Annotated in this window: 12 protein-coding genes; 8 read left to right on the plus strand and 4 right to left on the minus strand. The window is 34.0% G+C overall.

What is annotated here, in order from left to right; all coding sequences use genetic code 11:
- Positions 1-4 precede the first annotated feature (4 nt).
- From BTR34_RS15640 to BTR34_RS15655, 4 genes are read left to right on the plus strand one after another with little or no spacing between them, the layout of a single operon-like run.
- Complete coding sequence (locus BTR34_RS15640) at positions 5-1219, plus strand: DUF4249 domain-containing protein (protein ID WP_074472151.1); 1215 nt, start codon at positions 5-7, stop codon at positions 1217-1219.
- A 32-nt stretch (positions 1220-1251) separates the two neighbouring features.
- Entirely contained in the window at positions 1252-2484 is a 1233-nt protein-coding gene (locus BTR34_RS15645; RefSeq protein WP_068482837.1) for a DUF4249 domain-containing protein, read from the plus strand.
- A gap of 11 nt (positions 2485-2495) precedes the next feature.
- Positions 2496-4250: a hypothetical protein gene (locus BTR34_RS15650; RefSeq protein WP_157483768.1), complete on the plus strand. Its 1755-nt coding sequence runs from the start codon at positions 2496-2498 to the stop codon at positions 4248-4250.
- Positions 4251-4306: 56 nt separating this feature from the next.
- Positions 4307-5842 (plus strand): YifB family Mg chelatase-like AAA ATPase, encoded by a 1536-nt coding sequence (locus BTR34_RS15655; protein ID WP_068482843.1) that lies wholly within the window; start codon positions 4307-4309, stop codon positions 5840-5842.
- A 122-nt stretch (positions 5843-5964) separates the two neighbouring features.
- On the opposite strand, the gene BTR34_RS15660 is transcribed toward BTR34_RS15655, so the two are convergent.
- The 4 genes from BTR34_RS15660 to BTR34_RS15675 form a co-directional block, all read right to left on the minus strand.
- Positions 5965-6786, minus strand: a complete 822-nt coding sequence (locus BTR34_RS15660; protein ID WP_068482846.1) for a hypothetical protein — start codon at positions 6784-6786, stop codon at positions 5965-5967.
- Positions 6787-7020: 234 nt separating this feature from the next.
- Positions 7021-8136: a pyridoxal phosphate-dependent aminotransferase gene (locus BTR34_RS15665; protein ID WP_068482848.1), complete on the minus strand. Its 1116-nt coding sequence runs from the start codon at positions 8134-8136 to the stop codon at positions 7021-7023.
- 80 nt (positions 8137-8216) lie between these two features.
- Positions 8217-8780 (minus strand): hypothetical protein, encoded by a 564-nt coding sequence (locus tag BTR34_RS15670; protein ID WP_068482851.1) that lies wholly within the window; start codon positions 8778-8780, stop codon positions 8217-8219.
- A gap of 10 nt (positions 8781-8790) precedes the next feature.
- The gene (locus BTR34_RS15675) at positions 8791-9237 is read right to left on the minus strand and encodes a hypothetical protein (RefSeq protein ID WP_068482854.1); all 447 of its coding nucleotides are present in this window, start codon (positions 9235-9237) and stop codon (positions 8791-8793) included.
- A gap of 215 nt (positions 9238-9452) precedes the next feature.
- On the opposite strand from BTR34_RS15675, the gene BTR34_RS15680 reads away from it, so the two are divergent.
- Genes BTR34_RS15680 through BTR34_RS15695 form a run of 4 tightly spaced genes read left to right on the plus strand, consistent with a single transcriptional unit; the run spans position 9453 to position 12955 of the window.
- Positions 9453-10646: an Nramp family divalent metal transporter gene (locus tag BTR34_RS15680; RefSeq protein WP_068482858.1), complete on the plus strand. Its 1194-nt coding sequence runs from the start codon at positions 9453-9455 to the stop codon at positions 10644-10646.
- Positions 10646-11389, plus strand: coding sequence for a 5-oxoprolinase subunit PxpA (gene pxpA / locus BTR34_RS15685; protein WP_068482860.1), 744 nt, complete (start codon positions 10646-10648; stop codon positions 11387-11389). Before BTR34_RS15680 ends, pxpA begins: the two co-directional genes overlap by 1 nt.
- Positions 11386-12123, plus strand: coding sequence for a 5-oxoprolinase subunit PxpB (gene pxpB / locus BTR34_RS15690; protein ID WP_068482862.1), 738 nt, complete (start codon positions 11386-11388; stop codon positions 12121-12123). The genes pxpA and pxpB overlap by 4 nt, the downstream gene beginning before the upstream one ends.
- Positions 12116-12955, plus strand: a complete 840-nt coding sequence (locus BTR34_RS15695; RefSeq protein WP_068482865.1) for a 5-oxoprolinase subunit C family protein — start codon at positions 12116-12118, stop codon at positions 12953-12955. The genes pxpB and BTR34_RS15695 overlap by 8 nt, the downstream gene beginning before the upstream one ends.
- Positions 12956-13023: the final 68 nt, after the last annotated feature.

Genomic DNA, 13023 nt, shown 5'->3' on the forward strand with positions numbered 1-13023 from the left:
AATAATGAAAATTTATACAACAAAAGCGAATATAGTTCTAATGGTAATGACCATTGGGCTTTCTATGAGCAGTTGTATAGAACCTTTTGTGGTGGAAACTGTAGATTTTAATAGTGCACTAGTAATTGAAGCCACTATTACCGACGAGAATAAAAACCAAGAAATATTGGTTTCTAGAACCTTTGCGTTGGATACTACAGGTATTTATGGGGAACGTGGTGCGCATGTATCGGTTACTGATACTAATGGCGCTGTTTATGATTTTGAAGAAAGTGAAGAGGGTAAATATATTTCTAACGTTTCATTTGCTGCGCAAGCGGGTTTAGGCTATAGCTTATCTGTAACTACTGTTGATGGAAGTGTTTATTCTTCAGATGAAGTTGTAACTCCACAGCCAACACAAATAGACAATCTTTATGCCGAACGAGACTTTAAGGATGGTGAGGTCAATGAGGGTATCTTTATTTATGTGGATAGCGAAGACTTAACCAATAGTAATGAATATTATCGTTATGTATATGAAGAGACCTATAAAATTATTGCTCCTTATTGGAGCCCTTTAGATGCATATGTAATATCAAGGGTTGTTCCTGATATTAGAGTTGGTACATTTGATAGGGAAGAAGATGAACGTATATGTTATAATACCGTAACCTCTAAAAATGTAATACAGATTGAAGCCTCTAATTACAATAATAATAGAATCAATAAATTTTCAATCCGTTTTATCGACAGAGACAATACTATTCTTGCCAGTCGCTATAGCATTTTGGTTAAACAATTTGTGGAATCTAGAGCTGCTTTCAATTATTACGAGACCTTACAATCTTTATCAGATTCAGAAAGTTCATTGTATCAAGTGCAAACAGGTTTTATCGAGGGGAATTTACATTCGGTTACTAACAAAAACGAAAATGTAATCGGGTTCTTTCAGGTGAGTTCATCTGCTGAAAAAAGAATCTTTTTTGAATTCGAAGATTATTTTCCAGGTGAAGACCCTCCAAGTTACGATTGCGAACTGTTAACTCCTCAATTAAAGAATATAGGTGGTAGTGAGGGATATTTGATATATGGAATTGATAAGGATTTATTTACTTTTTATAATGAAACTGAACCTCCAAATGTTGATACTCCATTCGTAATGGCTTATCCAAATTCTTGTGGCGATTGTACAGTATTGGGTAGTAATGTAGTTCCGGATTTTTGGGTAGAAGATTAAGAAATAGATTTTACAAATAATAAAATTAAAAAATGCTGATAACCAGTAAATTGACGATTATAAAGAAGCTTGTATTGGCATTAGTCATTGGGCTTGTTATGCAAAACTGCATTGACCCCTTTGAAGTGGAAGCTACCGAATTTAAAAGTGCTATGGTTATAGAAGGCACAATTACCGATCAGGTGGAAACACAGCGTATTTTGGTATCAAGAACATTTCCGCTAGATACCGTTTTAATGACAGGCTTAAGTTCGGCAAAAGTAAATGTTGTAGATAGTAATGGAGGCGTTTTTAGCTTTAACGAGGCGTCACCTGGCGAGTATGAGTCAACAAGTCCTTTCGCTGCCATACCGGGAACTACTTATACATTGAAAGTTGAAACCGCAGATGGTAAAAGCTATTCCTCAGAAGAAGTAGAAGTGCCAGCAAAAACCACTATTGATAATTTGTATGCCGTTAGAGATTTTAAAGATGGTGGAGCAGAAGAAGGTATGTTCATCTATGTAGATAGTTACGATCCTACTGGCCAATCTAAATATTACAGATATGAATATGAAGAAACTTATAAGATAATAGCCCCGTTTTGGAGTGCATCAGACGCTTATATTGTTTCACCTTTACCAAACCCGGAAGTGGCAATAAGAACTAAAACAAGAGAGGAGCAAGTGGCTTATAATACAATTGCTTCAAATACAATCATTCAAGAAAATACTACTGACTTAGGAGAAGATCGTATTAATAAATTTCCTGTTCGCTTTATTAATCGTGAGAATTTTATACTATCGCATCGCTATAGTATTCTGGTAAAACAATTTGTTCAGAATAGGGCAGCTTATGCGTATTATGAAACGCTACAATTACTCTCAGGTACAGAAAGTTTGTTTTCGCAAAGACAATCAGGTTTTTTAGAAGGTAACATAAAATCTGACACTAATGTAGAGGAGGATGTCGTTGGTTTTTTTCAAGTAAGTACGGTTACGGAAAAAAGAATATTTTTTAATTATACCGATTTTTTTCCAGGAGAAAGTTTACCTAAATATCCCGTTGATTGTACTTTGGTTTCTCCACCTATTATAAATGAAGCTGGTGCTTCACCATTACTTATAGCAATAGAATTGGAAACGTTAAAATATGTGGAAGAATATAATCAAGAAAGTAATCCATTAAATTTAAGTGAATACGGTCCTTTTTTAATGGTTGCCACACCATGTGGTAATAGTACATTTTATGGTTCAAATGTAGTGCCGGAATTTTGGGTAGAATAAAGAAAATAGATATGAAGTTGAAAATTAATTTGGTTTTATTAATCGTTGTGCATTTTGCTTATTTGCAAATTTATGCGCAAGGTAATGCTGTAAATTTTTTGAATGATGATAAACTAGTGCCTCATCAAGAACAGGTATTTGTACATTCCAATTCTAATTTGGCTTTTGTTGGGGAGTATATTTACTATTCCATTTATTGCTTAAAAAATAATACGGGACTTCTGAGCGATGTTAGTAAAATTGCCTATTTGAAATTGGTTGACGAAAATGAAGAAATCGTTTTAAATCAAAAAATAAAGTTGATCAATGGTAAAGGAAATAGCAATTTCTTTATACCATCTACTATTCCTTCAGGCAATTATAAACTTATAGCCTACACCCAATGGATGCTTAATAATGGTAAAAGTTATTTTTACAGTAATGATATAACCATAGTGAATCCATACACCAGTAATCAGGCTGTATTTAGAGATAAGAATGTAGACTTAACCGAAGATTCATCAACTAATACAAATAAAATTGAAAATAATACAATTGTCAATTCTACATTAAGTATAGATCTTGGGGAAAATACTTATGCAACCCGCCAACCTATTAATTTAAAAATTGCAGCTTCTACATTAGAGGGATTGGGTAATTACTCTATATCTGTTAGAAAAGTAGATGAACTGGAAACTAAAACAACTACATCAACCTTAAATTTTAAGAATAGTTACCCAGAAATGAGTAATGTTGACCATCTTATTTTACCAGAATTAAGGGGAGAGCTTTTTGTAGGTGAAATATCTGCCAATAACGATTCAACAAATATTAATAATAAAGCAGTAGCACTTTCATTTCCCGGTAAAGATTATCTTTTTAAGAGCGCAACTACTGATGCTAATGGACGATTTTATGCAAATGTGGAAGAGGACTATACTGCCGAAGAGGTGTACGTTCAAGTAATGAATAATCCCAATAACGAATTTGAAATTGGTTTAAGTCCAGAAGAAGCAGTAAATCTGTCTAACTTAAAGTTCAACCAGTTTACTATTCATAGAGATATGGAAACCCTAATTCAAGAAAGAAGCATCTATAATCAAATTGAAAATGCATACTACAGCAGTAAGCCAGATACGATATTAATTGGGAAGCCTAATAAACGATTTTATGGTGAAGGCACTATGAATTATGTGCTGGACGAGTACACTAGGTTTGCGTCTATTAAAGAAACATTTGTTGAGGTTGTTGAACATGTATGGATACAGCAAAATAAACAAGGTCAAAATGAATTTCATGTACGCCCTATAGCACCTTTTGTAGAAACAGGTAAACTGCCATTGGTATTTGTAGATGGTATTTTAGTACAGGATCACGAGCGATTAATAAACCTGTCTTCTGCTCAGGTAGAATCTATAAATATATCAAGAAACCAGCATTTTTATGGGACAAGGGCATTTCAAGGTGTTGTAGATGTAGTTACCTTTAAGTCCAATTTTTATGAGAATTATTATACGCCAAACTTATTAGCTCAGAAATTATTTAAACCTAACGAAAGTAAGAATTACTACGAACAATCGTATGATGGGGATTTAAAAGAAGCAAATGAACGTTTGCCCGATTTTAGATACCAGTTACTATGGAAGCCTACCATACAAATGGCAGAAAAAGTAGAGAATATTAAATTTTACAGTTCAGATATTACAGGTGAATTCGAAGTGTCTTTAGAAGGATTTACCAAAGCTGGTTTACCAGTTTCCTTAAAAAAGAACTTTTGGGTGAAGTAGTCCTAGTGAAATTTTAATAATAAAAAGGTTACATTTAAAATCCAAAAGGATTAATAATGCTTACAAAAGTTTATGGTAGTGCAGTGTTTGGCGTTGAGGCCACCACTATAATTGTTGAGGTTAATATAGATAAGGGAATTGGTTATCATTTAGTAGGACTGCCCGACAACGCAATTAAGGAAAGCAATTACCGTATAGCAGCAGCGTTACAGAACAACGGCTACAAAATTCCTGGTAAAAAAATTACAATAAATATGGCACCTGCAGATCTTCGTAAGGAAGGTTCTGCGTATGACCTTACTTTAGCTATAGGTATACTCGCCGCTTCCAGTCAAATAAAATCAGAAGATATTGAGAAGTATATTATAATGGGTGAACTGTCTTTAGACGGTAGTTTACAGCCTATAAAAGGGGCGTTGCCCATTGCCATAAAAGCTCAGGAAGAAGGATTTACAGGTTTTATATTGCCTACTGCAAATGCTAAAGAAGCTGCTATTGTGGGGAATTTAAAAGTATATGGCATAGATAACATAAAACAAGTCATAGATTTCTTTGACCAAGGAACTCCGTTAGAGCAAACTATAATAGACACGCGGGAAGAATTTTATAAAAATTTAGATTTTCCTGAATTTGACTTTTCTGATGTAAAAGGGCAAGAAAGTATAAAACGCTGTATGGAAATTGCCGCTGCAGGCGGACACAATATTATATTAATAGGTCCGCCAGGAGCAGGTAAAACCATGTTGGCTAAAAGATTACCTTCTATTTTACCTCCTATGACTTTGCATGAAGCTTTGGAAACCACCAAAATACATAGTGTGGTGGGCAAGATTAAGAATATGGGATTAATGAGTCAACGACCTTTTAGGAGTCCACATCATACCATATCCGATGTTGCACTGGTTGGTGGCGGAGCATATCCGCAACCTGGGGAAATATCCCTCTCTCACAATGGAGTTTTATTTTTAGATGAATTACCAGAATTTAAACGTGGTGTATTAGAAGTAATGCGGCAACCGTTAGAGGACCGTGAGGTAACCATTTCACGTGCTCGTTTTACCGTAACTTACCCAAGTAGTTTTATGCTCGTAGCGAGTATGAATCCTAGTCCGGGAGGGTATTTTAATGACCCAGATGCGCCTGTGACTTCTTCACCCGCAGAAATGCAACGGTATTTAAGTAAAATTTCGGGTCCTTTGTTAGACCGTATAGATATTCATACTGAAGTAACTCCTGTTCCTTTCGAAAAATTATCTGAAGAACGTAAAGGTGAGGGAAGTGTTGAAATTAGAAAACGAGTTACTGCAGCTAGAGAATTACAAACTGCCCGATTTGAAGAACTAGAAAATGTGCATTACAATGCGCAAATGAATACAAAGCAAATAAGGCAATATTGCAAACTAGATGAAAAATCGAAATCCCTTTTAAAAAATGCAATGGAACGTTTAAACCTTTCTGCAAGAGCCTATGACAGGATTTTGAAAGTTGCAAGAACCATAGCCGATCTTGGCGGTGACGCAGTTTTAAATGGTGACCATATTTCGGAAGCTATTCAGTATCGAAGTTTAGATAGAGAAGGTTGGTTGGGGTAATGTACATTGTTTTTTGGGTTGTGAAATGTAAACTGGAGATAGATTTTACTTTAAGATTGTTTTTTTTTCGCTTACTTGGAATGCCACTAGTTACAAACTAGCGAGAACGGGTGGCTACTAGTTTAGTTTATTTTGATTCGCTTTCCAAGATAGTCGTCCCCACTATAATTAAAAAGTTTAGCTGTATTTTCCATAGATGCTTTCTCTTCTAGTATTATGGAGTCTGAACCTGAAAAAATTATTCCTCCATTTGACAAAATAATATTTCTATTTTGATCGTATAATATTCCCTGAATATATATTTTGTTCGGGGGTACAAAATCGGCAGAAAAAAGTACATTACCGTCAAAGCCTATCAACTCAATTCCATAATCATCTCCATTAAATGTAAATATTCCTTCATCTTTGAGTATAAATTCATTCGAAATATTGTTATCATCCATGAACAGTACAACCTCCTTTTCTTTAGTTGCAATATTGGCCGTAAATAATATTTTTCCTTCATTATCGAATCGATACAATAAAGGGCACTCATTTTGAAAAGCATTTGTAAATGCTTTTTCAGGTATTATACAAGTGCGACTATCACTTTCAGTCCGCTTCATTTCGTTAGCTAAATATTTAACTCCACCATATTTATTGTTAGATGAACTTCCTAAGATAAAAACTAGACTGTCTTTATTAATGCTAGTTGTCGCTTTCAAAAAAGTACCTCTTACATTATTGTCTATACTATTTCTTTTAAAGGTGGCGGGATTCATTTGATTAATTATTGAAGGCTTAATCAAAAAATAAAAACTGGAAAATAGCATAATTAAACCAATAATAATAACTAATGGATAATCTCTAATTTTAACAAAAAAGGATTTTTTTTCACTTTCTACTTTTTTAATTATGATTGGTGTTCGCCTTCTTCTATTATTAATTTTACTTTTTTTGCTCATAACATAATATTGATAGGACTTTTATTTTTATGAAACTTATCTATAAATTAAATATAAAACATTTCCCAGCTACCGCTAGTTTGTAACTAGTGGTGTTTCAAGTAAGTAATAAATAGTTAAGAATCTTTCTTATCAACCATTGGTTATCAAATTGCCTTATGCTTAAATATCTTATATAACAAGAAACCAATACCACCCGTAGCCCAAAATTACAACACAACAAATTAAAAAAAATTATCCCATCACCTTCCTAAGTGCTTTATCAAATAGCTGCACTTCTTCAAGTGTCCCTGTACTAATACGTGCCCAATCAGTAAATGGAGGGAAAGGTCTACCAATAAGGACATTCTCTTTTTCCATGGCAGCCATCATTTCAGAAATTGGTCTGCCTGTTTTAAAGAAAACAAAATTGGTGTGCGATTTTTGGTGTTCTAAATTTAAATCGGTTAACGTTTTATAGATACTATTTTTCGCCTCTACGTTTTTAGCGACACTGAACTTGTAAAATTCATCGTCTCTTAATGCTTCCTTGGCAGCTTCAATGGCTATCACATTTGTCATCGCCATAACATTCTTTTTTAACCTGGTGGCAATATCTGGTCTGGCAATTAAATAACCAATACGTAGTCCGGCAAGGCCATACACCTTAGAGAAGGTTTTAGAGACAATTACATTCATGTTCTCTTTTACCAATTCTACCATAGAAGGGTAATCGGGCTCGGTAATAAAATCGTAATAGGCTTCATCGCTAAAAACCATGGTTTTTTTGCTTACCGAAGAACAAAAGTCCCTCAGCTTATTTTTATCCAAAAGGGTACCTGTAGGGTTATTGGGGTTGCAAATGAAAATTAATCCTGTTTTAGAGGTAATGCGTTTTTCCATCTCCATTAAATCGTGACCCATATTTTCATCTACAGGAACGCGATGAACTGTAGCACCAAAATTTTCGGCATAGGTCATTAAAGATTGAAAAGTAGGGTCTGCGGCAATGATTTCTCCGCCATTAATTCCGTAGGTTAAACCGGCAGCTTTTAAACCTTCGGTTGAGCCCCCTGTTATTACAATATGGTCTTTTGTAACGCCTTCTTTCTGGGCTATTTGTTCCACCAATGGGCGTAAACTAACGGAAGGATATCTACATGCAATATCTAAAGAATTTAAAATTACCTCTCTTACTGCTTTTGATGGTCCGTACGGATTTTCGTTAGAATTTAGTTTGGCAATATTATACTCTATGGTAGCATAAGAACTTTTGGTAGGTATGGCTAGTGCGCCAAATCCGCCTAAAAAAGTAAATCCACCAGTTAGTCCTGCAGTTTTAAGCCATTGTCGTCGGTCAAGGTTATTCATTTATCATATCTTTAGTAGGTAAAAGATACGATAAATTGCCTGAAAGTAGCTTTATGAATTAGGTACTATTTAGCTTTTAATTAGGAATATAATTCCTCATTGTTAGCTTCATCTTCATTTTTCTTCGGAGTGGAGAAAATGTCTTTAAGAATAAAACTTGCTATAATTGTTAAGCCAAGGGTCAAGGTAGGAATAGAATAATTCCAGTTTAATAAATGCATGAGTCCGCCTAAAATAATGGTAAGAACACCTATGACCATTATAAAATTCCAAATAATTTCAGTTAAGCTGTTCCTAACTTTTCCTTTTTTATCCATAAAATAGGCAGTACCTTCCATTGCAAACCAAGCTATAAATGTGAACCCTGTTCCTAACTGAAAAAATAAGGTGTAAGGGAAATTTAGAATAGTTAAAAGGCCATTAGTAGTCCAAAATAATACTAATGCCATTTTAATTATGTCTATTGGTTTTTTCTCCTTTTTCTTCGAAAACCGAAAAGCATATAATAGGAGTATCACTGCAAATGAAGTAAATATAATTCCTGCAGAATAGGGCCAATGCAGTATTTGCATAAGAAATCCAATTAATAGGGTAGCTAGGGCTACCCTAATTAAGTTCTTATTTGCTTTTTGAGAATTTTCCATAATTGATATTTTAATTAATCACTTTTATGTTGGCTTTTAGTCCTTCCATAATGCCTATAATATTGTTCACCGTTTCATTTAAATAATAACGAACGACAATATGAGGAATGCGAATGGTCGTAAAACCATTTTTAAAAGAGTGCATAGCTTCTTCTAAATTGTTAATAGCCTCGTGCTCTGTAAGTTTGTCGTAAGCAGAGTCAATTTCAATGTTAAGCTTTACCCTAGAAATGGCAATATCTATTGATTTTTTACCATCCCACCATTCTAGCATAGAGTTTATACCAGCTTCTTTAAGCGCATAGTATAACTGAATAGCTTCTAAAGGGGTGTCATGCTTCGTAATAAGCTGCTTAATGCGTTCATGATGTTTTGTACAGAGTTCTACACCTGCGCTCTCCATAGCATTTTTATGGTCCAAATAACCAAGTTCTTTTTTACATTCTAAACAAATCATTAATAGGTTAAGTTTAAGGTTTGGGGAAAATTATAACCCAGATATTTTAAGATTAGTATAATTTCTCGATGAATGACCATCAAGTTTTAGACGAATTGCATTTTTTTAGATTAACTGCATTTTTAAATGTTAAAATTGTGGTGAAAATGATTTTGGGGTTGGTAAGCAAATTCATTTTTTAGAGATTATATTTACAGGAACGATAATTTAACTAAATGTTTAAGAAATTAGGTCCAGGTGTACTCGTAGCAGCAGCTTTTATTGGGCCAGGCACGGTTACGGCATGTACTTTGGCAGGCGTTGATTTTGGGTTTAGTTTACTGTGGGCCATGTTGTTATCTATTATTGCTACCTATATTCTCCAGGAAATGTCTGCAAGATTGGGAATTGTTACACAGAAAGGTTTAGCTGATGTAATAAAACAAGAACTACATAATCCATGGATTCGCAATGGAGTTATAGCACTTATCTTTTCGGCAATAATCATTGGTAATGCGTCATATGAAGCAGGTAATATTGGAGGAGCTACAATGGGAATGGAAGCTTTGTTTGGTATTGAATATAGTAAAACTTACCCTTTTATACTTGGAGGACTAGCGTTTATACTCTTGTATTTAGGAAGTTATAAAGCATTAGAAAAAGTATTTATTGTTTTAGTGCTTATTATGAGTTTATCCTTTGTAATGACCGCTGTACTAACGAAACCAAATATGTGGGAACTTATAAAAGGACTTGTGATACCTACGGTTCCTGAGAAAGGGATTTTGACAATAATTGCTTTGGTTGGTACTACCGTAGTTCCTTACAACCTCTTTTTGCATGCGGCGCTCGTTAGTGAAAAGTGGAAATCTAAAGAGGATTTAAAACTGGCAAAACGTGATACTTTGGTTTCAATAATCTTAGGCGGACTCGTTTCTATGAGTATAATAATTTCTGCATCAGCCATAAATTCAACTGAGGTCAATAATGTTATGGATATGGCAAAAGCATTAGAACCTTTGTACGGTTCTGCGGCCTTGTATTTTTTAGGAATAGGAATGTTTGCAGCCGGTGTTACCTCTGCGATAACTGCACCTTTAGCTGCGGCCTATGTCGCAAATAGTTGTTTTGGATGGAAAGCAGGATTAAAAGATGCAAAATTCAGGTTTATTTGGATATTGATATTGGTTTTAGGAGTATTATTTTTATCGTTCGGTATTAAGCCAATAGAGGTTATAAAGTTTGCTCAGATTACGAATGGATTGCTTCTGCCTATTATTGCAGTTTTTCTACTTTGGGTCGTTAATAGAGTAGGCGTAATGGGTATTTATAAGAATACTAGGATGCAGAATGGTATAGGACTTGTAATCATTTTATTATCGGTATTATTGGGAGCAAAAAGTATTTTCAGTGTAATAGGTTTACTATAATGACAAAAAGTACAATAGATATAAATTGTGATGTTGGTGAGGGAATAGGTAATGAGTCGAACCTATTTGCTTTTATAAGTTCATGTAATATAGCTTGCGGTGGTCATGCCGGTTCGGTAGCAACAATGAGGTTATGTATAAATTTAGCTAAACAGTTTAATGTAAAAATTGGTGCCCATCCTTCATATCCGGATAGAGAGAATTTTGGTCGGGTTTCAATGGACATTTCTGATGAAGACCTTGTAAATAGTATAGGTAGGCAAATCAATTCCTTTATAAACGAATGTAACAATCTAAATGCCAAACTTCATCATATTAAACCACATGGAGCCCTTTATAATGATATAGCCAAGAATACGCATTTAGCAGAAGTATTTCTTACAGCGATTGCTCCTTATAAGCAGAAAGCAATATTATATGTTCCCTATGGCAGCTTAATTGAAGAAATTGCTGTAAAGAATGGTTTTGTAATTAAGAAAGAAGCTTTTGCAGATAGAAATTATAATTCAGATTTAAGTTTAGTTTCGAGAACACAAGCGCAAGCATTGATTACTACGGGCAAAGATGTTTTAAAACACTTGCTTTTAATGTTCAATGAAAATTTGGTAGAAACAATTACTGGAGAAAAAAAATCAATCTTTGCCGATACGTTTTGTGTTCATGGAGATACCCCTTCGGCGTTGCAAATTTTAATGTATCTTTCAGAACAATTGCCAAAATATAATTTACAGACGAAATCGTGAATTCCCCTGAAATACATATAAAACCATTAGGAATACATTCTATTCTAATAGAATGGCCAAAAGAAGTTAGCGAGCATATTCTCGAAACTATATTAAGTTTTGAATCTTTATTACGTACCGCAATTTGTATTGAAAAAGAATGGGAAATGGTCCCTTCATATAATTCTCTGTTATTGATTAATAGAGGAATCACTATCGATTTTGATAAATTTTCAAAAGAAATTTATGCAGCCTATTTAGAATTAGGAGAGTTTAACAAACCAAATAGATACTTATGGCGATTGCCAGTTTCATATGATTTGGAATTTGGTTTGGATCTTGAAGATGTAGCTAAGAGTCTTAATAAGACCATACCAGAAATTATTGCAATACATACAGGTGCTACATATACTGTTTATGGAATAGGTTTTTTGCCGGGCTTTATGTATTTAGGAGGAATAGCAAAAGACTTAGAGTTACCAAGAAAAGCAACACCTAGACCAAAAGTAGTTAAAGGTGCCGTTGGTATTGCGGGTAAACAGGCAGGTATTTACCCACAAGAATCTCCTGGAGGTTGGAATATAATTGGAAATTGTTCTGTTCCTATTTTCGATGCAACAAAAGAAAATCCCTGTTTTGTAAATGTTGGTGATAAAATTGAGTTTTATTCCATATCTAAAGCGGAATATGATTTACATAAAATAGAAGCTGAAGTAGGTATTTATATACCTGAAAAAATAAAGATAGATGCTTAAAGTTTTAAAAGCAGGTTTTTACACCTCGGTTCAAGATTCGGGCAGGTTTTATTATAGGAATAAAGGAGTTCCTGTATCTGGTGTAATGGATGAAATGTCGGTATTTAAAGTAAACTCTTTACTGGAAAACGAGGTATCTTCTGCTGTATTAGAAATAACAATGACAGGACCTACTCTTGTTTTTGAAGAGGAAACATATATGGCATTAGGTGGCGCTAAAATGTCTGCCACTTTAAATAATTTGCCCATACAAAATTATAAAGTTTATCAAATTCAAATTGGGGATATTCTATCATTTGGAAAATTAGAAAAAGGATACAGATCATATTTAGGAGTGAAAAATGGTTTTATCTCTGGTTCAGTATTAGGAAGCAGATCTTTCTATAAGCCAATTACTAGGGAAAATAGATTAAAGGATAATGATGTTGTTCCCTTTGCTTTTAATAATCTATTTGAACCAAAAATTTCTGAAATTAAAGTTGATTCTTTTTTAGATGAAAGTAAAATAGAAGTAAGTAAAGGGCCAGAATTCGATTTATTGAATGATAAACAACTAGAAGAGCTATTTTCTAAAACTTTTTCTGTAGCACATGAAAATAATAGAATGGCCTATCAAATTCAAGAATTAATTTCACCACATCAACTGTCTATGTTGACCTCGGCAACTTTACCGGGTACAGTGCAATTAACACCTGCTGGTAAACTAATTGTATTAATGAAAGACGGACAAACAACGGGTGGGTATCCTAGAGTTATGCAATTAACGGATAAGGCAATTTGTGTTCTTGCACAAAAAAAAGGCGGAGATGTCATTAAATTCAAGTTGGTGTAATATTATACTTTTTTCACCAATTTTGTTAAGCTGTAATTTATCTTCTAAATTTTTATTATTATTGTAGT

Source organism: Maribacter hydrothermalis, assembly GCF_001913155.1.
GTDB classification, from domain to species: domain Bacteria; phylum Bacteroidota; class Bacteroidia; order Flavobacteriales; family Flavobacteriaceae; genus Maribacter; species Maribacter hydrothermalis.

Coding starts and splice junctions, on each gene's coding strand:
- BTR34_RS15650 (WP_157483768.1), top strand. CDS start 2,496: ATGAAGTTGAAAATTAATTTGGTTTTATTAATCGTTGTGCATTTTGCT.
- BTR34_RS15640 (WP_074472151.1), top strand. CDS start 5: ATGAAAATTTATACAACAAAAGCGAATATAGTTCTAATGGTAATGACC.
- BTR34_RS15665 (WP_068482848.1), bottom strand. CDS start 8,136: ATGAATAACCTTGACCGACGACAATGGCTTAAAACTGCAGGACTAACT.
- pxpA (WP_068482860.1), top strand. CDS start 10,646: ATGACAAAAAGTACAATAGATATAAATTGTGATGTTGGTGAGGGAATA.
- BTR34_RS15680 (WP_068482858.1), top strand. CDS start 9,453: ATGTTTAAGAAATTAGGTCCAGGTGTACTCGTAGCAGCAGCTTTTATT.
- BTR34_RS15655 (WP_068482843.1), top strand. CDS start 4,307: ATGCTTACAAAAGTTTATGGTAGTGCAGTGTTTGGCGTTGAGGCCACC.
- BTR34_RS15695 (WP_068482865.1), top strand. CDS start 12,116: ATGCTTAAAGTTTTAAAAGCAGGTTTTTACACCTCGGTTCAAGATTCG.
- BTR34_RS15670 (WP_068482851.1), bottom strand. CDS start 8,780: ATGGAAAATTCTCAAAAAGCAAATAAGAACTTAATTAGGGTAGCCCTA.
- BTR34_RS15675 (WP_068482854.1), bottom strand. CDS start 9,237: ATGATTTGTTTAGAATGTAAAAAAGAACTTGGTTATTTGGACCATAAA.
- BTR34_RS15660 (WP_068482846.1), bottom strand. CDS start 6,786: ATGAGCAAAAAAAGTAAAATTAATAATAGAAGAAGGCGAACACCAATC.
- BTR34_RS15645 (WP_068482837.1), top strand. CDS start 1,252: ATGCTGATAACCAGTAAATTGACGATTATAAAGAAGCTTGTATTGGCA.